Raw genomic sequence first — 21,030 nt, 5'->3', positions numbered from 1 at the left:
TATATATGTAAGGGTTTTCTGAATGCAAATATTTTTTGCGTAAAAACCCTGCAATATATGAATATACTAATTCTTTATTCTAGATAAAGGGGGAAATGAAATTGATTCCGTACAAACATGAACCATTCACAGACTTTTCAAAAGAAGAAAACCAGCAAGCATTTAAAGAGGGCCTTAAGTTGGTCGACAGTTATTTAGGTCAAGATTATCCGTTGACAATCGGCGGAGAAAAAATCATGACTGAAGATAAGATTGTTTCTGTGAACCCTGCGAACAAGGAGCAAGTTGTTGGGCGTGTTTCCAAGGCTAGCCGTGACTTAGCTGAAAAAGCAATGAACGAAGCTTATGAAACATTCCAGACTTGGAGAAAAGTAAAGCCGGAAACACGCGCAGATATCCTTTTCAAGGCTGCTGCCATTGTACGCCGCCGCAAGCATGAATTCTCTGCAATCCTAGTAAGAGAAGCAGGTAAGCCATGGAACGAAGCTGATGCGGATACTGCTGAAGCTATTGACTTCATGGAGTATTACGGCCGCCAAATGCTTCGCATCGCTGAAGGTTTCAAAGTAGAAAGCCGTCCTGGCGAATACAATCAATTTAACTACATTCCACTGGGAGTAGGTGTAGTCATTTCCCCTTGGAACTTCGCATTCGCTATCATGGCTGGTACAGCTGTTGCTGCTATCGTTTCCGGTAACACAGTACTTCTGAAGCCGGCTTCAACAACACCGGTTGTAGCTGCAAAATTCATTGAAGTCCTTGAAGAAGCGGGCCTTCCGAAAGGTGTCATCAACTACATCCCTGGAAGCGGATCTGAAATTGGGGACTACATTGTTGATCATCCAAAAACACGCTTCGTATCTTTCACTGGTTCACGCGATGTAGGTACCCGTATTTACGAACGCGCTGCAAAAGTGAATCCTGGCCAAATCTGGCTTAAGCGCGTAATCGCTGAAATGGGCGGTAAGGATACTATCGTTGTTGATAAAGAAGCAGACCTTGAGTTGGCTGCTAAATCAATCGTTGCATCTGCATTCGGATTCTCAGGGCAGAAATGTTCAGCATGTTCCCGTGCAATAATCCATGAGGAAGTTTACGATAAAGTGCTTGAGCGTTCCGTTGAATTAACAAAAGAATTGTCAGTCGGTGACACAACAGACCGTGAAACATTCATGGGACCTGTTAACGACCAGGCTGCATTCGATAAAATCATGAGCTACATCGAAATCGGTAAAGAAGAAGGAGAATTAATGATCGGTGGAGAAGGAGACGACTCCAAAGGTTACTTCATCAAGCCGACGATCTTTGCTCATCTCGATCCGGAAGCACGAATCATGAAAGAAGAAATTTTCGGACCTGTAGTGGCATTCTCAAAAGCGAAAGACTTCGATCATGCAATCGAGATTGCAAACAACACTGATTATGGCTTGACTGGTGCGGTAATCACGAACAACCGTGCACACATCGAGCAGGCTCGTGAAGATTTCCATGTAGGAAACCTTTACTTCAACCGCGGATGTACAGGAGCAATCGTTGGATACCAGCCATTCGGCGGATTCAACATGTCAGGTACTGACTCTAAAGCAGGCGGACCAGACTACTTGCTTCTTCATATGCAAGCTAAGACAACATCTGAAATGCTATAAAATTGACAACATAATGGAGCCTTCACAAGGAGGCTCCATTGATTATAATCAGACATATTTTCAAAGGATTTCATACTTAATAAAATGTTGTTTTCCGCTAAGCTCGTAATCTTTCATTTCATTCGATTGGAGCGGAAGGTGTTCGATCTCCTGCGGGACTAGCGGGACAGGTGAGACCCCGCAGGCGAAGCCGAGGAGGCTCAACGCCCGCCCCGCGGAGTCGGACACCTGAAGCGGAAATCAGTAAAAATGATTAGGAGGAAGAAAAAATGTCAAGAAACTCTCAATCTATCATTGAACAAACACAGGAATTCGGTGCGAATAACTATCATCCGCTTCCGATTGTCATTTCAGAAGCAGAAGGTGTATGGGTAAAAGATCCTGAAGGCAGCAAGTATATGGATATGCTGAGCGCTTATTCTGCAGTCAATCAGGGGCACCGCCATCCAAAAATCATCCAGGCGCTGAAAGACCAAGCAGACCGCGTGACATTGACTTCCCGTGCTTTCCACAATGACCAGCTGGGGCCTTGGTACGAAAAAATCTGTAAACTGACAAATAAAGATATGGCTCTTCCAATGAATACTGGCGCTGAAGCTGTGGAGACAGCAATCAAAACAGCACGCCGCTGGGCATACGACAAGAAGGGTGTTGCAGAAAATCAGGCGGAAATCATCGCTTGTGAAGGGAACTTCCATGGTCGTACCATGTCAGCTGTTTCCCTGTCTTCTGAAGAAGAATACAAGCGCGGGTTCGGTCCGATGCTTCCGGGTATCAACCTTGTTCCTTATGGCGACCTTGATGCATTGAAAGAAGCCATCACACCTAACACGGCAGCGTTTTTAATCGAGCCGATCCAAGGTGAAGCCGGCATTGTCATCCCTCCGGAAGGTTTCTTAAAAGCTGCATACGAGCTGTGTCAAGAAAACAACGTCCTATTCATTGCAGATGAAATCCAGGCTGGACTTGCACGTACCGGCAAAATGTTTGCTTCCGATTGGGAAGATGTTGAACCGGATATGTACATTCTTGGTAAAGCACTTGGCGGAGGGGTATTCCCGATCTCTTGTGTCGTAGCCAACAAGGATATCCTGGGCGTATTCAATCCTGGCTCCCATGGTTCCACATTCGGAGGAAATCCAATGGCTTGTGCAGTTTCTGTCGCTTCCTTGGAAGTCCTTGAAGACGAAAAACTGGCACAGCGTTCTCTGGAACTTGGAGAATATTTCATGAACAAATTGAAAGAAATCGATAATCCAAAAATCAAAGAAGTACGCGGCAGAGGCTTATTCATCGGTGTGGAACTGACTGAACCTGCACGCGGCTATTGCGAACAGCTTAAAGAAGAAGGGCTTCTGTGCAAAGAAACACACGAAACAGTCATCAGATTTGCTCCACCGCTGATCATCAGCCAGGAAGACCTTGATTGGGCAATCGAGCGCATCCAGAAAGTCCTGTCTAAGTAAACTGATTGGTTCACATAAAAAGTGCATTTTAGCAAACTTTTCTCACCAATTTTTCATAGAGAATTGATGAGAAGTACTGGATCGCTCATCCCTTTTGATTGGAGTGGAAGGTGCGAGATCTCCTGCGGGACTAGCGGGACAGGTGAGACCCCGCAGGCGCAGCCGAGGAGGCTCACCGCCCGCCCCGCAGAGTCGCGCACCTGAAACGGAAATCCAACCACTCATTTCATTTCAAAATAATTTATGATTATGCCGTAATTTACTAAGCATTTTTCAGGTTGTATGTTACAATAACAACGGTTTTAGACTACACAATAAAGAGGCGAATTTTTCAATGGGAGAAAATCTGAATCTGTTTACATCTACTCAGCACGTAATCAACGATGCTCTGGGCAAGCTTGGTTATAATGAGGAAATGTTTGAGCTTTTGAAAGAACCGATTCGTATGCTGACTGTACGTATCCCTGTGCGTATGGATGATGGCAGCATCAAAGTATTTACAGGATACAGAGCACAACACAATGATGCTGTAGGGCCTACCAAAGGCGGAGTCCGCTTCCATCCGGAAGTGGATGAAGAAGAAGTAAAAGCATTATCAATGTGGATGAGCCTGAAATGCGGCATTGTCGACCTGCCGTATGGCGGCGGGAAAGGCGGAATCATCTGCGATCCACGGACGATGTCTTTCACTGAACTCGAGAAACTGAGCCGTGGGTATGTTCGAGCAATCAGCCAGATTGTCGGTCCAACCAAAGATATCCCTGCCCCTGATGTATATACCAATTCACAAATCATGGCTTGGATGATGGATGAATACAGCCGTTTACGTGAAAATGACTCACCTGGTTTCATTACAGGAAAGCCATTGGTATTGGGCGGTTCACAAGGCCGTGAAAAAGCAACAGCACAAGGTGTCACTATTTGTATCGAGGAAGCTGCCAAGAAGAAAGGCATTGATATAAAAGGTGCCCGCGTAGTCATTCAAGGTTTCGGTAATGCTGGAAGTTTCCTTGCAAAATTCATGCATGACGCAGGAGCGAAAGTCATCGCGATTTCTGATGCTCATGGAGCTCTTCATGATCCTAAAGGTTTGGATATCGATTACCTGCTGGATCGCCGTGACAGCTTTGGAACCGTAACAACGTTATTTGAAAATACAATTTCCAATAAGGAATTACTAGAACTGGACTGCGATATCCTTGTTCCTGCAGCCATTTCCAATCAGATCACAGAAAGCAATGCACATAACATCAAAGCTTCTATCGTCGTTGAGGCGGCAAATGGTCCGACTACATTTGAAGCTACAAAAATCCTTTCAGATAGAGACATTCTCCTTGTACCGGACGTACTGGCAAGTGCAGGAGGAGTAACGGTTTCTTATTTTGAATGGGTTCAGAATAACCAGGGCTATTACTGGACTGAAGAAGAAGTGAATGAAAAACTTCACACTAAACTTGTAGAAGCGTTTGATAACGTGTATACAACGGCGATGAACCGTCGTGTCAATATGCGTTTGGCAGCCTACATGGTTGGTGCCCGGAAAATGGCGGAAGCTTCCAGGTTCAGAGGCTGGGTTTAAAAAGAGTCGATCAGGTATGCGCCTGGTCGGCTTTTTTCTTGGAAAAAGGTATATAATGAAAGTACAATATTCGAATCCAAGGAGAGTTTTTTAAATGAGCGGAATGCCAATACGTGAAAAGTCACGGGAAGAAGTGATAGACGCAGTTGTTCTTCAAAAGAATCATTACGCATCTGGAAAAACGAGGCCCCTGGAAGCAAGGAAAGAAAATCTTAAAAAGTTGGCCTCCGTTCTTCGGGAAAACGAGTCCAACATCCTGAAAGCCCTGCATAATGACTTAAATAAATCAGAAAGAGAAGCCTATACAACCGAGATCGGGATTTTGCTTGAAGAAATCAGCTTTACTTTAAAAAATCTGGACTCATGGGTCAAACCCAAAAAAGTGAAAACAGCTGTTACCCATATAGGGTCAAAAGGTTATCGGATCCCTGAACCATACGGAGTTTCTTTAATTATCGCTCCATGGAACTATCCGGTTCAGCTGGCGATTTCTCCTTTGATCGGGGCCCTTGCTGCGGGGAATACAGCGATTGTCAAACCATCTGAATTGACACCTCACACCTCAAGGGTGCTTTCCGAACTGTTTGAAGGCATTTTCGATAAAGAACTGATCTATATCATGGAGGGTGGAATTGAAACCAACCAGCTCCTATTGGACCAGCCGTTCGATTACATCTTTTTCACAGGAAGTGTCCCTGTCGGAAAAATTGTGATGGAAGCCGCATCTAAACGGTTGATTCCAGTCACGCTTGAATTGGGTGGAAAGAGTCCGTGCATCGTACATGAAGACGCTGACCTGAGTCTCGCTGCAAAACGAATTGCCTTTGGGAAACTCGCTAATTCGGGGCAGACCTGTATCGCACCTGATTACCTGTTTGTACACAGGAGCGCAGAAACTAAATTCATTGAAGAGTTTAAAAAAGCGGTTCATGAGTTTTACGGGGAAGAGCCCTTAAAGAGCGACCAGTATGGCAAAATTGTTAACGAACGGCATTATAATCGCCTCAAAAGCTATTTAAATGATGGGGAAGTGATCTTTGGAGGCGGATTTAATGACCAATCTCTGCAGATACAGCCGACTATGATCAGACCCAATAATAACGAAGTACCGGTTATGACGGAGGAAATCTTCGGCCCGATTTTTCCGATGCTTACGTATGACAGGCTGGAAGAGGTTAAAGCCTTTGTAGCCAGCCGGCCAAAGCCTCTAGCCCTCTATCTATTCACAGAAAATGATGACGTGGAAAAAGATATTACCCAGAATCTTTCTTATGGAGGCGGCTGTATCAACGACACGCTGATGCACATTGCAACGCCCCATCTTCCGTTTGGAGGAGTGGGTGAAAGCGGAATCGGCAGCTATCATGGGGAAAGCAGCTTTTCAACCTTTTCCCATTATAAAAGCGTCTTAAAACAAACCAATCTCTTTGATTTTTCCTTTAAGTATCCTAATTCAAAGAATGGGCTGAAAATCTTGCGCAGACTGCTTCGGTAGGACTGCGCCTTTTTTGTGGAATCGCACTAAGCTATCCGGGTAGCAATGGAAAAATGCGAAAGAAGGGTATCATCGGCGAAACCAGAGTGAATTGGCAGGGCACATAAGGAGAGAACTCGGCGTGGGATTTTGCATTGGATCCTGTCCCAATTGACACGGAATTGCGGCTCGGTTAGGGATTTCACATAGGTTCCTGTCCCAATTGGCATGGAATCGCGACAAGGTTGACGATTTGACGTGGATTCCTGTCGCAATTGACGCGGAATCGCGACTTGGTTGGGGATTTCACATAGGTTCCTATCCCGATTGGCATAGAATCGCGACAAGGTTGACGATTTGACGTGGATTCCTGTCGCAATTGACACGGAATCGCGACTTGGTTAGGGATTTCACATAGGTTCCTGTCCCGATTGGCATGGAATCGCGACAAGGTTGACGATTTGACATGGATTCCTGTCCCAATTGACACGGAATCGCGACAAGGTTGACGATTTGACATGGATTCCTGTCCCAATTGGCATAGAATCGCGACACGGTTGGAGATTTGACATGGATTCCTGTCGCATTAGCAAGGAATCCAGACTCGGCTATGTATTTTGCGTGGATTTTCCGAATTGGAATTAAAAAGTAAGTTAAAATTAAAAAAGAATCAACTACAAAACAAGCACCACAATAACCGCAATACCAAAAAAGACAAACTCCCGATTCCGGAGTTTGTCTTTTATAATTTATTAACGAGTCGGGCGGGCTTCAGGAGACTGCTCTGCTTCTTCAGAAGGAGCAAACAGAAGACCGATATTGATTAGGCCGGCGATACCGACTAAACCATATACAAGGCGGGCTAGTGCTGAATCTTGTCCGCCGAAAATAGCGGCAACAAGGTCAAATTGGAAGAACCCTACAAGCCCCCAGTTGATTGCTCCAATGATTGTAAGGACCAGTGCGATGCGTTGAATAGTACTCATGTTGTTACCTCCTTATGGAATAGGTGCCGGCTTACACTTTTTGTACACTCGGCACTTTTAAATTCATGTTTCCCTCATAGCTTGCAGTTTTTTGAGGATTATTATGCATCTCCCCAAAAAATATCCGCGTGCATTTTCTTTGCATTAGGGGAACATTATATTCGATAATGAAAAGGCAGAGTCGAAGAGAATCAGGCTTTTACATAAAGGGAAGCCGTTAAAAAATAAGGAGGTTACAGGAATGAACAGTTTTGCTTATTATAATCCGACCAAATTGATTTTCGGTAAAGATGAAGTTGAAAAACTAAAGGAAGAGATTCCACAATACGGAAAAAAGGTGCTGCTGGTTTATGGTGGAGGAAGCATTAAACGAAACGGCCTCTATGATCAAGTAACGGGCTTATTAAAAGAAATAGATGCAGAAGTACATGAGCTTTCAGGTGTTGAACCGAATCCTCGTATTTCCACTGTGCGAAAAGGTGTGGAAATCTGTAAAAATGAAGGAATCGAATTCATCCTTGCAGTGGGCGGCGGAAGTGTCATCGACTGTACCAAAGCAGTTGCTGCAGGTGCAAAATATGACGGAGACGCATGGGATCTTGTGATCAAAAAAGCGTTCGCCGAAGAAGCTCTTCCATTTGGAACGGTTCTGACACTGGCTGCTACCGGTTCTGAAATGAACTCAGGTTCAGTTATCACAAACTGGGAAACACATGAGAAGTATGGATGGGGCAGTCCTGCCGTGTTCCCGAAATTCTCTATCTTAGATCCACAGAATACATTCACTGTGCCAAGGGACCAGACGATTTACGGTATGGTCGATATGATGTCACATGTATTTGAACAGTATTTCAATAATGCAACACACACGCCGCTGCAAGACAGAATGTGTGAATCTACACTGAAAACTGTCATTGAAACAGCTCCTAAACTTCTTGACAATCTTGAGAGCTATGAGCACAGGGAAACGATCCTTTATTCCGGAACAATTGCCTTGAACGGAATGCTTCAAATGGGTTACCGCGGCGACTGGGCTACTCACAATATTGAACACGCAGTTTCTGCTGTTTATGACATCCCGCACGCAGGGGGTCTGGCCATCCTGTTCCCTAACTGGATGAGGCATAATATTGATGTGAATCCGGAACGCTTCGCCCAGATGGCTGTACGCGTATTCGATGTAAATCCTGAAGGGAAGTCTGCTAAAGAAACCGGCCTTGAAGGAATCGATAAACTGTCCGAGTTCTGGAGCAGCATCGGAGCACCTTCCCGTTTAGCGGATTATGACATCGCCGATGAAAAAATCGATGAAATGACCGAAAAAGCCATGGCAAATGGAGAGTTCGGTAACTTTAACTCATTAAAACATGAAGACGTGAAAGCTATTCTAAAAGCTTCACTTTAATACAAAAACAGGCTGATTCACCGGTGAATCAGCCTGTTTTGATAAAAATTAAAATGTATCCGTTTACAGTTCAGTCCTTTCTTGATTCTCTCTTTTTGTTTCGGTAAAGTGTTTACTGTAGGCAGCTTATAGAAAAGATGAAGCCGAAGTTCAAGATTTTCGTTTAGTTTTGCCAGCTGACAGGTAAGAATAAAAACGACTAAAATCAATTGGAGGAAAATAATATGACACATGTACGCTTTGATTATTCAAAAGCATTGCCTTTCTTTGGCGAACATGAACTTACATACTTAAAAGATGCTGTAAAAACAGCACACAAATCCCTGCATGAAGGAACAGGTGCAGGAAACGATTTTCTAGGGTGGATTGACCTTCCGGAAAATTATGATAAAGAGGAGTTCTCCCGGATTCAAAAGGCTTCTGAGAAAATTCAGAACGACTCCAATGTCCTTCTTGTCATTGGAATTGGCGGGTCTTACCTTGGTGCGAGAGCGGCTCTTGAAATGCTGAACCACAGCTTCTACAATGCCCTTCCTGGGGAAAAACGCAAGACTCCTCAAGTCCTTTTCTTAGGAAACAACATCAGCTCTACCTACATGACTGACTTGATGGATCTTCTTGAAAATAAAGATTTCTCCATTAATGTTATTTCCAAGTCAGGCACAACGACGGAGCCTGCCATCGCGTTCCGTATCTTCCGCAAAAAATTAGAAGAAAAATACGGTGTAGAAGAAGCTAGAAAACGTATCTACGCAACAACGGACAAAGCAAAAGGTGCCCTTAAAACACTTGCTAATGATGAAGGATATGAAACTTTCGTTGTACCTGATGATGTAGGAGGACGTTATTCTGTCCTGACAGCTGTCGGTCTTCTGCCGATTGCAGCAAGCGGTATTGACATTGAATCAATGATGAGCGGTGCTGCTGCAGCCCGTACCGACTTTGATACAGAAGAGTTGGAATCAAACCCTGCGTACCAGTATGCGGCAGTACGAAACGTCCTTTATAACAAAGGCAAAACAATTGAAATGCTGATCAACTATGAGCCAGGCCTGCAATACTTCTCCGAGTGGTGGAAGCAGCTGTTTGGTGAAAGTGAAGGAAAAGACCAAAAAGGAATTTTCCCTGCATCAGCGAATTTCTCTACAGACCTTCATTCTATGGGACAATATGTCCAGGAAGGAAGAAGGGATCTGTTCGAAACAGTAATCAAAGTTTCTGAACCGCGCCACGAGCTGACGATCGAGGAAGCTGAAAGCGATTTGGACGGCTTAAATTACCTTGCTGGTCAAACTGTTGATTTCGTTAACAACAAGGCATTTGAAGGGACTTTGCTTGCCCATACAGATGGCGGTGTGCCAAATCTTATCGTTGAGATTCCGGCTATGGACGCATACACATTCGGTTACCTTGTGTACTTCTTTGAGAAAGCTTGTGCCATCAGCGGTTACCTGCTTGGCGTCAATCCATTCGACCAGCCGGGAGTGGAAGCATACAAAGTAAATATGTTCGCTCTTCTTGGAAAACCAGGATTCGAAGAAAAGAAAGCTGAGCTTGAAAAGCGACTTAAATAATATTGAAAAAGAAGCTGACATCCGTATGGGTGTCAGCTTCTTTTTGTGTCTCAAAGTACTTTTTCGCGTTTTATGACTTATCCCACCCACTCTGGGAAAAACTAACCGAAAAGAAAGGAGTGTTAGGAATGATTGAACTTCCTTCTAAACTGGAGGGGCAGCATTTTCAGCTATATAAGTTGGAGCAGCTGTTAAAGCCGCTGGGATATGATATCGGCGGCAATTGGGATTATGACCATGGTTATTTCGATTATAAAATTGATGACGAAGTCGGATATCAGTTTCTGCGTCTGCCTTTCGCATCTGTAGATGGACAGCTCGATTCAAGAGGAGCGACCGTGGAGTTCGGAAGGCCGTTCCTGCTTTCACATAAATACCAGCGGGGACTGGATGACCATGCGTCGACTGGTACGTTTTCCGGGACAACCAACCAGTTCTCGGAACCCCAGGATCCAGACGCCAGTTTTCCTGATGAATATATCTCTGTCGGGGTCGAATTGGTAAAAGAACTGGAAGACCAGCTGCTCAGATAATCACTTCTCACTCGAGATGACCAGCAGCCCGTCATCTGGGTTGATTACAGTCTCACGGGGAGGGTTCACAGTTGTGTGCCCTCCTTTTTTGACGCCCAGAAGGATGATATTCTTTTCTAAAAGGATGCTGCTCAATTCGCTGAAGGTTTTTTCACACCATTCCGGTGCTGTTCCGACCACTTTAAGGTTATTGCCTTTTAAATGGTTTAACAGCTCCAATATAGTGGTGCTCATCCCTTTGGATAAAATGCTGTCCATAATGATGTAGCTTGTCTGCTTATTGGTTTGGATGACCTCATCGGCGCCCGCCCTTTCAGCATTCGCTATATGGTCACTGGTCAAAATTTCCGCAACACAATACAGTTCAGGCGCGATTCCCTTCATTGCCAGCAAGGTCATCACGGAGTTCATATCAGCATCTATTTCATTTTTATTTTGGTCGGCTGTTATGACGGCTATGGAGGCCTCTCTGATCCCTGCCTTTATGAGGATATCATCACGGAATGCCTCACCTTTTATAAAGTGGATATAATGATTTCTGTACGGATTTTCTTTAAGAGTGTTATCAATCAATGTGATGTCATGTTTACTGTCAAATGTATACAGCTGGTCAATGATTTCCCTGGAACGCTCATTCCATCCGACAATGATGGTGTGGTCTTTCCCTGAGTAGGAAGCTTTTCCTTCCAGATAGGCATTCTGGTTCGTGACAGTGGAAGTTGCCAGTGATACAAAGTAAGTGGTTAAAAAACCGGCTCCTAATAGGATCAACAGCATTGCCATAATTCTGCCCGTTGCCGTCAACGGGACATAATCTCCATAACCCACTGTGGAGGTTGTAATGATAGCCCACCAGATCCCATCAAAAATCGTTGGGAAATTTTCTGGTTCAATTAGATGAATCAGTATGCCAAAGCCGGAAATAGCAGTCATGGCAATTAGAAATGTCCTCACCAGGATTGGCCATCTTAAAAATCTCTGATAAAAAGAAATACTCATTTGTAAAGCTCTCCTTTCCCACATTCCTATACATTATTCCCGGTTTTCATAAAAATAAAAGGCCCCTCCAGAGGAGAGCCCCAATATAAATTACTGAATATCGATTTTCTGGATTTGCTTGAAACCATCCAAACTGTAAGCCTGAATTTCCTCAGGTGATAATGTGTAGAGGTTTTCACCTATATAGATCATTCTTTGGATCTGGTTCTCCCAGCGTTCATAGATTTCATTCTTTTCGGATTGAACCAATTTGGCTTTTTGAACAATGCCTTTTTCAGGAGTGATCTCAAAAGCAAGAGCCCCCTGATAATCAAAGACCTGTTCATACATGCTGCCTTCTTTTTCATGATAAACGGAAACCGGAAAACCAAACAAGTTTCTTTCACGATGCTGGAAAAGTGCTTTATGGTCTTCGAGCAAATAAGAGTGGGTTCCGCGTCCGCCGATGATTTCGGTATCCTTCTCTTTAGGATTATGAAAATCAGAAACATCGAATAAGGAAATCTTCATGCCGGCTGTCAGGACCCTGGGTTCTGCATTTGGCATTTTATCATCCTTGACCAGTTTCGTGTCATAACCGAATCCGATCAAGTGATTTTCGTCCAATGGATGAAGATAGCTGCTGAACCCTGGAATTTTCAGCTCTCCCAAGACTTCGGGAGAGTGAGGGTCACTCGTGTCTATCACGAATAGGGGATCGACCTGTTTGAATGTTACCATATATGCTTTGTCCCCCATGAACCGCACGGAATAAATCCGCTCGCCCTTGGCCAGGTCCTCGACTTTCCCGATAGGCTTCAGATTTTCATCCAGGATGTAAAGGTTATTGGCTGAAGGAGTCCGTTCATCTCCCCACGAATTCCCCTTTGTCGTTGCAATCCTGAAATTCCCTTCATATTCATCCATCGAAAACTGGTTGAGAATGGTCCCTTTAACATTAGCCATGGCTGCAAAATCGATATTGGATTTGTCAATTGAAAATTTATACACCTCGGTATCAGCTGAATCCCATGCACTTTCCCTAGCCGGATTGTACCTGGTTAAAGCCAGGTAGAGATTCTCCTTAGACATATAGATTTGATGGCCGCTGCCAAGATAAGACTCAACATTGATCTCTGATGATAGGTTATCAAGGTCTAATGCAGCAAATAATGAGAAATTGGTTTCAGTGGATTGCGGCATATATTTAATGCTTTCATAATCCAATAACACGGGTTCCTCACCATTTAAACTATCCGTTATACGCGGCCGCAAATCAGCATTCTCTTTGTCTTCCAAAATCCAATAATCTGGGTAATGGTTAGCGACAAGATATACAAAAGAACCTACCTTCCGGGCTGCAGCATAATTTCCTTCCATGCCGAATTCCCGCAGCAGTTCCGGTTTCTTTTTATCGGCGACATCATAGATGTATGTTTTCATCATTCCATGCATCGGCATATCCAATGCTTGAACTGCTTCTTTTTCAGGGAAGGCACTATTGGAATATCCATCATTCCAGCTGTTTCCGATGACAACAAGTTTATTTCCTTGTAAAAACAAGTGCTGGGGGGAGAAGTTATGGTCAAAAGTAACAGAAGAGGCAACCTCCATTTCGGCAGCGGGGACCGCTTTTGTAATGATCAGCTTCTGGGAGGCAATCTGGTAAATGTAAGAACCGTCAGTTTTGACGAGATCCGCTTCATCCACGCCCTGTACTTGATTGTTGGTCGTACTGTGATCAGCCGAGGCAGATTCGCTCTCCATTGCAGCATTTCCGCCTGTATCAGCGGTATCGGCTGATTCTTCTGTTGCAGATCCGTCAAACATTGAAAACTTCGGTCTGTTCTCTTTTTCTCTTTTGATCGCATATTTGAAATATTGATTAAGGTCTTTTTTTGATTTTACTTCCGGGAGAGTGGGGACAACAGCAAATTCTACCGTTTTATCTCCGCGAACAGGAAGGCCCAGAGATGATTTGACCTCAGAGGAAATATGCAGGGTGAAAAATTCAGATTCAGCAGCATAACCATGTTCCGGAGGATGGATGGTGACACTTTTTCGATCCTCACTGATGGACACCTTGACAGGAACTTTATCTCCTTCAGCATCTACGACATAGAATGAATTCTCGTCTGTCTTTCTAATTGGCTCCGAAAATTCCAAGTTCCACGTTTTATCAGAAAGAACAATGTTCCTATCAGAACTTATGGCGCCGGTCTCGACAGCAGGCTGTTTAAAATAAACAAAAACAATCGTTACAGCAAGCAGGAGACCAGCGGCACCAATCCATAACTTTTTCATCTTCTTCACTCCTATCATTTCATTTGTTACTGAAGTAGACGAAGATGAAACAAGAATGTTACATAAAAGGGAAAATAAACCTCAGCGCATCTTTGCAATGACTCCATTATGAACCTTGATATATCCGGACTTCAGTATATCAAGCCCATTTTCATACATATATAATCCCATCTGTTCGACGGTCATCAGCTCGCGGTAGGTGTGATTCATCACATCTGCAAAAATATTATAGTAGATGCGGGATCGCAGTTGATTCCGGGGAGTCGTCATAATCACATAGCCATTTGGTTTAAGAAATTTGCGGTGCCATTCAACCACTTCAGGTTTATACTCATCCGGAAAATGTTCCAGGAGACCGACGGAGATCACGATATCAAATTCATTACCATAAGAGAGATTGCGAATATCATCCACTACATACTCAATATTAAGGTCGTCTTTATAGTAAACCTTCGGCTGTCCGGTATGGGGGTTGACGCCCAGGAATGGATAGGAATCTGGAAAATGTTCAAATCTGGTCGTCTTACAGTACTCATCATAATCGACCATCACGACCTTTGAACCAGGATACATAGCGGCAAGCTGCATAGCTTCGTATCCCTCGGCAGCTCCGAGAAATAGGATCCTTGGTTTAGAAACATCCAATCCTTCAAAAAGTGTCCGTTTGCCTCGGGGGTCCCAGATGCCGTCTTGAATCCGATGGACATAATTCCATAGCTGAATCCGCACAACATCGCCAAGGGCAGACTTGATTTCACCAGGTTTGAAAGATTTAAGACTGGCAACGAATCTTTCTTTCTCTTTTTGCTGTTCCAGCGGAATATCCTTTGAAAACCACTCATGAAAGGATTTGTTGAAATATTGCCAGGAAGTATGGGCGCTCATGGGCTTTCCGTGTTCTTCTTCATATTGCTTTCTGTCAGCAGAGTAATTCTTCACTTCAAAAGGGCGGCCGACATCTTTCCAAGACAGCAGGGACCAGTCACGGATGGTGTCCACCTTTACAAATTTGTTATATTCATTCTCAGAAAAATTTCGCAGGTCCATGCGGAAATTCTTCTGCATTTCACTCGTGCCGATATGTGATTCATCGAATGGCTTGATCTCTTCCAGCAGCAATTCAGCTTGTCCCATAGTTTCCTCCTATAAGTATCAGAATTTTCTTTCATTATAAAAGGTTGGGAAAGCGTTTACAATAAAATCAGGGAAAAAGAAAAAGAAAGATAGAAAATTTTTATAAAACTACTTGATAAAACGGATTAAAGTTTATATAATAAAAAGCGTCGAAACATTATATTACGGGGCATTAGCTCAGCTGGGAGAGCGCTTCGCTGGCAGCGAAGAGGTCAGCGGTTCGAGCCCGCTATGCTCCATTACTGGTAACAAACGGTCAGTCACTTTTTATAGAGGCTGGCCGTTTGTTTTTTATTGATGAGATTAGTGTTAAAATATATAGGTTCCAGTAAAAAAGCTTTGCTGGAGTATGTTTACATAGTTAATTTGTCAGTACATTAAAAAGGTCGTGTAAAAATGCGTGACAGTAAAAGGTTAGAGAAGTTAAGGAAAAAGCTATCATCAGTACAATTGATTGTTTTATTCTATGTGTTGGCAGTAGTTGTTTCTACGATTCTGCTGAGTCTTCCAGGTGTACACAGGCCCGGGGTGCAATGGTCGTTCATAGATGCCGTATTTACCTCAGTCAGTGCCATCAGTGTAACTGGGCTTACAGTTGTTTCTACTGCAGATACATTCAGTATACCGGGTTATTTCGTTCTGGCATTCATACTGCAATTCGGCGGGATTGGAATCATGACCCTTGGTACGTTTATCTGGCTGCTGTTTGGCAAGAAGATCGGATTGAAGGACCGGCGTTTGATTATGACGGACCAAAACCGTTCGACTTTTTCCGGATTGGTTCAGCTGATGAAGCAGATTTTGATCATCATCATCAGTATAGAGCTGATTGGTGCATTGATCTTGGGGATTCACTTCCTGCATTACTTCCCGACTTGGGAAGAGGCTTTTGTACAGGGATTTTTTGCATCGGTCAGTGCCACTACCAATGCAGGTTTTGACATCACTGGTACTTCTTTAGTGCCGTTTGCCAATGATTACTTTGTCCAGTTCATCAATATTGTCTTATTGATTCTCGGAGCCATCGGATTCCCGGTGCTCATTGAGCTGAAAGATTTCATCAAGAGCGGCGGAAGTTCCCATTACAGGTTTACGCTGTTCACTAAATTAACAACCCTGACTTTCTTTATTCTTATCATTATAGGAGCAGTACTCATTTACTTGTTTGAAAGAAACCATTTCTTTACGGGAAAACCATGGCATGAGTCCTTATTCTATTCTTTATTTCAGTCGGTCTCCACACGGAACGGCGGACTTGCCACAATGGATGTAAGTGAATTTTCAAGCCCGACGTTGCTGATTCTCAGCGGGTTGATGTTTATCGGGGCATCGCCAAGCAGTGTCGGCGGGGGAATCCGTACGACAACATTTGCCATTATGATCTTAAGCATTTTCTTTTATGCAAAGGGGAAAGACACCATCAAGGTATTTGGACGCGAGGTGGACCCGGATGATATACACAGATCTTTTATAGTCATCACTACAGCTGTCATGATTTGCAGTTCCGCGGTTATGCTGATGACCTATCTCGAACCGTCGTTTAGTATCATGGAGATTATTTTTGAAGTTTGCTCTGCTTTTGGAACCACTGGATTATCTATGGGAATAACAACAGAATTGGGTACGGCCGGAAAATGGATCATCATTGCCTTGATGTTCATTGGAAGGATAGGGATCTTCTCGTTCTTATTCTTGATTCGAGGAAAAGCTGTGAAAGAATCTTATCACTATCCTAAGGAAAGAGTGATTATCGGGTGATAAGCAAAAAAAGAGTAGTGGCCAGAAGAAAAAGGTCCTACTCTTTTTTTTTTTATACTTTCTGAGAATCATTGCTAATGAGGTTGATCAGCTTATCATAAGAGGAACGTAATTTTTCACTCATTGCCTTGATCACATTCTGTTTAAACTTAACATTTTGCATAAGCAAATGTTCAATGAACAATAAAGGGACTTTCATTAAAATAGTTTGATCTGTTGGCCTGATCACCAGATGGTCGGTATCGGATTCAAGAAGGGTGAAGGATTCCCCTTTTTCAACAGATTTTACTTTTAGGGGGATTTGTTTAGCATTTTCATAGTAAAGTTCCAATTCCCCTGTGAGTACGATGATCAATTCTTCTTCTGAAAGACACTCTTTAATATGTTCAGGTGTCTGGACTTCTATCAGCGTTGAGGCAGCTACTACTTTCTTCATTACTTGATTATCGAGGCCTTGAAAGATTGGCAGACTTTTCAAGTAAAGCATATATTGGGATTTCACCACAGATCTTCCTCCATCTTTCGTTAATTTCCATAGTAGATGAGCAATCAGCAGGTTTGACATAATGAAAGGAAGAGTGACGAGCAGCACGTGTAAATCAAGTAGTCAGTTGCCTCAATTTTTTCATAACGCTCCTCCTTTAGCAGTGGAAAGTCACCCTCTAAGAAATGGCACGTGGAAACAGTATATTGTTTTCCAGGTGAATATGCTCAAATAAGTCGCTTTCCAGGGCCTCCAGCCGCTGATAAACCAGTCTGTATGTCCCGCATGCTCCTTCAGGAGGGGTAAAATCATTCGTGACTTCCCGAAGTTCTTTCAGTATCTTGCCTGCAGAAACGTGCTCTGTTTCAAGTTCATTGATTATTTCCTGAATTTTTTCCTTGCTCTCAGCTGTTGGATTTTCCTCGTAAGACAAAATTAATGGAAAGTCTTCCGTTTCTTCTTTGACCGTATGTTGTATCAACTCCGATTTAATGTCGTAAAACAGCTTATGGATTCTGCCCAAATGAGGGTGGCGCTCACCGTGGACACGGTATACCTTCGTGACATAAGGGCTTAACAAAGGCAGTTCTTCATTTAGGTACTTGTGATGCTTATCGATGATATAGTCAATCAACTCTGAAGAAGAACTTTTCTCCCAATCAATTGTTTTTTCATTTAAATCTCTGGAATTCTTATATAGGTTATTTAGTTCTGAAAGTACTTCGTTTGAAGAAAGCTTTCTTTCTTCAATTGCTTCGATTAATGGGCGGTTTCCCCCGCAGCAGAAATCAATGCGGTAGGATTTGAATAGATCACTGGCTTTCGGGAATTTCTTTACGATGTCACTTATTAAAGCTTCTCCTGTAAATGTTTGTTCCATTGTAATCCCTCCATTTAGTCTTTCTGATTATAAGATATCAAAAGAACCCTTGATGTTTTGTGATGCATATCACATAGCAGTGAAAAAAATTAAGATACTTCAGATTCGAGGAGGTTGCAGTCGATGATGAGGCATCCTTTTTCATCGATTTCCAAGAGCCCTTTTTTTCGAAGGTAGTTAAGGTTCCTGCTGATGGTTTCCCTGGTGGTTCCGATCATGTTCGCGAGTTCCCTGTTGGTAAACTGGGTGGTGATTTTCCACTTTTCACCGTGGGCGCATCCGTTTGAACTGGCTAAACGGATCAGCAGCATAATGATTTGTTCATAGGTATTGTGAAGAATCTGTTCTTCAAGCCTGTTGTGCAAATCTACAATTTTTTCCCCCAGGACCTTGAATATCTTTATACAGAGCTCGGGATTGTGAAGGAGGACCTTTTCAAACTCTGCGATTGGTATGACGATGAGCTGTGCATTCTCGATGATTTCTGCATTGGCAGGGAAGGAACCCTTGCGGAAAAAGCCGGCATGAGGGAACATATCCCCGGCTTCCAGTACAGAAACAATTTGTTCCCTGCCCGATAAATCCGTCTTGTAGATTTTCACTTTACCGGAGTAGATAAAGAATACGCGGTCCAGTTTGTCTTCCTGCATGAAGACAATGGAACGCCTGTTATAGATTCTCGAAGATGAGATATTGATAAAGGGCATGAGTTCGTCCTTTGAAAGATCCTTGAACAAAGATACTGCTTTCAAATGATTTTCAATGTCATTTCTCTTCATGAAAAACCTCCTTCTGCCTTATTGATGAGCAGCCTTTTTCTTCCCGCGAATACTTTTAGGTATATAAACACAGGCGGGTTCACTCTCTAGATAATCTCCTGTGAGAGCATAAGCCCTTGAGCGGGAACCCCCGCATACATATCTGAACTCGCATTGTCCGCATTTTCCTTTATAGGAATCTGGATTTCTCAGCTCTTTAAAGATAGGGGAGTGACGATAAATCTCGGGAAGCGGTGTCACCCGGACATTCCCTGCTTTAACAGGAAGAAGCCCGCTCGGATAGACGTCTCCGATATGTGAAATGAAAACAAAACCATTTCCGTCATTGACCCCTCTGGGAGCCCTGCCCAGACCATCAAAACTGCCGGTCTTTCCTGCTTGAAGAGCATCTTTATATTGGATGGACTTGGTTTCATCCTTGTTCCGCTGCATTTTATCCGTAATGACTACCCTGCGGTAATGCTGTGCGGCCGTGGTTTTAATATCAAAAGGAACTCTTTTGCTTAAGTCATTCAGCCAGCGGAAGACTTTTTCGTGCTGAACGGGAGTGATCATATCTTTTTCTTTTCCCCTTCCTATTGGTACCAGGAAAAACACACTCCATAAGACGCAATTCAGTTTTTCAACCAGTTCGGCCATTTCTTCCAAAACATCCACATTATATCTTGAGATGACCGTGTTGATTTGAAGAGGCAGCTCCAGCTCATGGATATACTCAATGGCATTCATCGTCAGATTGAATGAGCCGCTCGTACCACGAAAGTGATCATGAATTTCTGCCGTCGGACCATCCAAACTGAATGCCCATCTGGAAAGCCCTGCATCCTTGGCTTTTTTGATCGCTTCTTTTGTTACATTAGGAGTTGCGCTTGGTGTCATGGAAACTCTCAGGCCTTTTTGGATGGCATAAGAGGCGATATCATAAACATCCGGACGCATCAGCGGATCGCCTCCGGTAAAGACGAGTAAAGGGTTATCCATCTCATAGATGGAGTCAATCAATTTCTTCCCTTCTTCAAAATCCAGTTCCAGGGGGTGACGGTGATGCTGTGCTTCTGCCCTGCAGTGCAGGCAGTGGAGTTCGCAGGCTCTCGTCAGTTCCCAGATGACGATGAAAGGATTTTCATTAAAGTCCCGATCAAACATTGAAACTCCTCCATTCCTTAATTTACTTCCATGGTAAGGAAAAGAAGACAATGTGTAAGTGAAGTACATCACATAGAGAAAAGAAAAGTTTCATTATAATGAGGCCGAAAGATGAAAAAAGGGGGAGAGTAAGTTGAAACCACTACTTCCAAAACAGCATGGTGCCTGGGCGATGTTACTGGTTCCATTTATTTTGGGGATAACCGAAAGTTCATTTAAATTTCCGCATATCCCATTATTGATAGGCTGGCTGTTTCTTTACCTCGCTACTTATCCAATGTTGATGCTGGTAAAAGGAAAGAAAAAAAGTGAGTATGTAAAATGGTCGTTCATTTATTTGGGTATAAGCCTGGTTATGCTTATCACTGTGCTCCTGTTCAACTGGAGAATGTTCTATTTTGGTGTTGCTATGATTCCATTTTTCCTGGTCAATATTTATTTTGCAAAAAAGAAAAAGGAGAGGGCTTTTACCAATGATGTTATAGCGATTATTGTATTTTGTATCGGCGGACTGGCCAGTTATTACTTGGGAGCTGGAGTGATTGATACAGAGGGATGGTCACTGGCGGCCTATTCATTTTTGTTCTTTCTGGGAAGCACTTTTTTTGTGAAAATGATGATAAGGGAGAAGAAGAATAAGACATTCCGTTTGTATTCTTGGGGTTACCATATATTGCTGCTGATCATGCTGCCAATATTCAGTCCAACATATCTAATGGTCGTTCCGTTCATTTCTAGTATTGTCAGGGCATTTTTGTTATATGGACGGAAGTTGAGCATCATGCAATTAGGAATCAGTGAGATTATTAATTCAGTATTTTTCTTGATCAGTATGATCATTCTTTTATAAATTGACTAAGCAAAAAAAGGAATTACCACACTCGGGTAATTCCTTTTTTTGATA

At 43.2% G+C, this 21,030-nt stretch carries 17 protein-coding genes and 1 tRNA gene; 10 read left to right on the top strand and 8 right to left on the bottom strand.

The window, feature by feature from the left end; genetic code table 11:
• The first annotated feature begins 95 nt into the window (after positions 1-95).
• The 4 genes from pruA (at position 96) to ACOJQI_RS19030 (ending at position 6,186) form a co-directional block, all read left to right on the top strand.
• Positions 96-1,646 (top strand): L-glutamate gamma-semialdehyde dehydrogenase, encoded by a 1,551-nt coding sequence (gene pruA, locus ACOJQI_RS19045; protein WP_421381008.1) that lies wholly within the window; start codon positions 96-98, stop codon positions 1,644-1,646.
• A gap of 269 nt (positions 1,647-1,915) precedes the next feature.
• Complete coding sequence (locus ACOJQI_RS19040) at positions 1,916-3,112, top strand: ornithine--oxo-acid transaminase (protein WP_421381005.1); 1,197 nt, start codon at positions 1,916-1,918, stop codon at positions 3,110-3,112.
• A 334-nt stretch (positions 3,113-3,446) separates the two neighbouring features.
• The gene (locus ACOJQI_RS19035) at positions 3,447-4,691 is read left to right on the top strand and encodes a Glu/Leu/Phe/Val family dehydrogenase (RefSeq protein ID WP_421381002.1); all 1,245 of its coding nucleotides are present in this window, start codon (positions 3,447-3,449) and stop codon (positions 4,689-4,691) included.
• A 103-nt stretch (positions 4,692-4,794) separates the two neighbouring features.
• The gene (locus tag ACOJQI_RS19030) at positions 4,795-6,186 is read left to right on the top strand and encodes an aldehyde dehydrogenase (RefSeq protein WP_421385513.1); all 1,392 of its coding nucleotides are present in this window, start codon (positions 4,795-4,797) and stop codon (positions 6,184-6,186) included.
• Positions 6,187-6,917: 731 nt separating this feature from the next.
• Here the strand turns inward: ACOJQI_RS19030 and ACOJQI_RS19025 are convergent.
• Positions 6,918-7,151, bottom strand: a complete 234-nt coding sequence (locus ACOJQI_RS19025) for a DUF378 domain-containing protein (protein WP_148942213.1) — start codon at positions 7,149-7,151, stop codon at positions 6,918-6,920.
• Positions 7,152-7,392: 241 nt separating this feature from the next.
• Between ACOJQI_RS19025 and ACOJQI_RS19020 the strand changes: the two genes are divergently transcribed.
• The 3 genes from ACOJQI_RS19020 (at position 7,393) to ACOJQI_RS19010 (ending at position 10,663) form a co-directional block, all read left to right on the top strand.
• On the top strand, positions 7,393-8,556 hold the full coding sequence (locus ACOJQI_RS19020) for an iron-containing alcohol dehydrogenase (RefSeq protein ID WP_421380998.1): 1,164 nt from the start codon (positions 7,393-7,395) through the stop codon (positions 8,554-8,556).
• A gap of 224 nt (positions 8,557-8,780) precedes the next feature.
• On the top strand, positions 8,781-10,130 hold the full coding sequence (locus ACOJQI_RS19015; protein WP_421380995.1) for a glucose-6-phosphate isomerase: 1,350 nt from the start codon (positions 8,781-8,783) through the stop codon (positions 10,128-10,130).
• Between the two features lie 128 nt (positions 10,131-10,258).
• Positions 10,259-10,663 carry a YugN-like family protein gene (locus ACOJQI_RS19010; protein WP_421380992.1) on the top strand — a complete coding sequence of 135 codons (405 nt, stop codon included), beginning with the start codon at positions 10,259-10,261 and terminating at the stop codon, positions 10,661-10,663.
• Here ACOJQI_RS19010 and ACOJQI_RS19005 read toward each other — a convergent pair whose 3' ends face one another.
• From ACOJQI_RS19005 to ACOJQI_RS18995, 3 genes are all read right to left on the bottom strand, one after another.
• Positions 10,664-11,662 (bottom strand): potassium channel family protein, encoded by a 999-nt coding sequence (locus ACOJQI_RS19005; RefSeq protein WP_421380989.1) that lies wholly within the window; start codon positions 11,660-11,662, stop codon positions 10,664-10,666. It abuts the gene before it with no gap.
• Positions 11,663-11,752: 90 nt separating this feature from the next.
• Positions 11,753-13,945, bottom strand: coding sequence for a beta-propeller domain-containing protein (locus ACOJQI_RS19000; RefSeq protein WP_421380986.1), 2,193 nt, complete (start codon positions 13,943-13,945; stop codon positions 11,753-11,755).
• An 81-nt stretch (positions 13,946-14,026) separates the two neighbouring features.
• Positions 14,027-15,079, bottom strand: coding sequence for a class I SAM-dependent methyltransferase (locus ACOJQI_RS18995; protein WP_421380983.1), 1,053 nt, complete (start codon positions 15,077-15,079; stop codon positions 14,027-14,029).
• Positions 15,080-15,245: 166 nt separating this feature from the next.
• On the opposite strand from ACOJQI_RS18995, the gene ACOJQI_RS18990 reads away from it, so the two are divergent.
• A tRNA-Ala gene (locus tag ACOJQI_RS18990) sits at positions 15,246-15,318 on the top strand.
• Between the two features lie 157 nt (positions 15,319-15,475).
• Positions 15,476-16,837, top strand: a complete 1,362-nt coding sequence (locus tag ACOJQI_RS18985) for a TrkH family potassium uptake protein (RefSeq protein ID WP_421380980.1) — start codon at positions 15,476-15,478, stop codon at positions 16,835-16,837.
• A gap of 52 nt (positions 16,838-16,889) precedes the next feature.
• On the opposite strand, the gene ACOJQI_RS18980 is transcribed toward ACOJQI_RS18985, so the two are convergent.
• The 4 genes from ACOJQI_RS18980 to ACOJQI_RS18965 form a co-directional block, all read right to left on the bottom strand.
• The gene (locus ACOJQI_RS18980) at positions 16,890-17,342 is read right to left on the bottom strand and encodes a hypothetical protein (protein ID WP_421380977.1); all 453 of its coding nucleotides are present in this window, start codon (positions 17,340-17,342) and stop codon (positions 16,890-16,892) included.
• Positions 17,343-17,499: 157 nt separating this feature from the next.
• Positions 17,500-18,201: an iron-sulfur cluster repair di-iron protein gene (ric, locus tag ACOJQI_RS18975; protein ID WP_421380975.1), complete on the bottom strand. Its 702-nt coding sequence runs from the start codon at positions 18,199-18,201 to the stop codon at positions 17,500-17,502.
• 89 nt (positions 18,202-18,290) lie between these two features.
• The gene (locus tag ACOJQI_RS18970; protein WP_421380972.1) at positions 18,291-18,980 is read right to left on the bottom strand and encodes a Crp/Fnr family transcriptional regulator; all 690 of its coding nucleotides are present in this window, start codon (positions 18,978-18,980) and stop codon (positions 18,291-18,293) included.
• Between the two features lie 18 nt (positions 18,981-18,998).
• Entirely contained in the window at positions 18,999-20,126 is a 1,128-nt protein-coding gene (locus ACOJQI_RS18965) for a TIGR04053 family radical SAM/SPASM domain-containing protein (protein WP_421380969.1), read from the bottom strand.
• A gap of 133 nt (positions 20,127-20,259) precedes the next feature.
• Here ACOJQI_RS18965 and ACOJQI_RS18960 point away from each other — a divergent pair, with 133 nt between their 5' ends.
• Positions 20,260-20,976 carry a YwiC-like family protein gene (locus tag ACOJQI_RS18960; RefSeq protein WP_421380966.1) on the top strand — a complete coding sequence of 239 codons (717 nt, stop codon included), beginning with the start codon at positions 20,260-20,262 and terminating at the stop codon, positions 20,974-20,976.
• Positions 20,977-21,030: the final 54 nt, after the last annotated feature.

Origin of the sequence: Bacillus salacetis, assembly GCF_049177075.1 — a bacterium.
In the GTDB taxonomy this organism is placed as follows: Bacteria; Bacillota; Bacilli; order Bacillales; family Bacillaceae_B; genus Rossellomorea; species Rossellomorea salacetis_A.
This window is presented reverse-complemented; position numbering and strand designations above follow the sequence as displayed.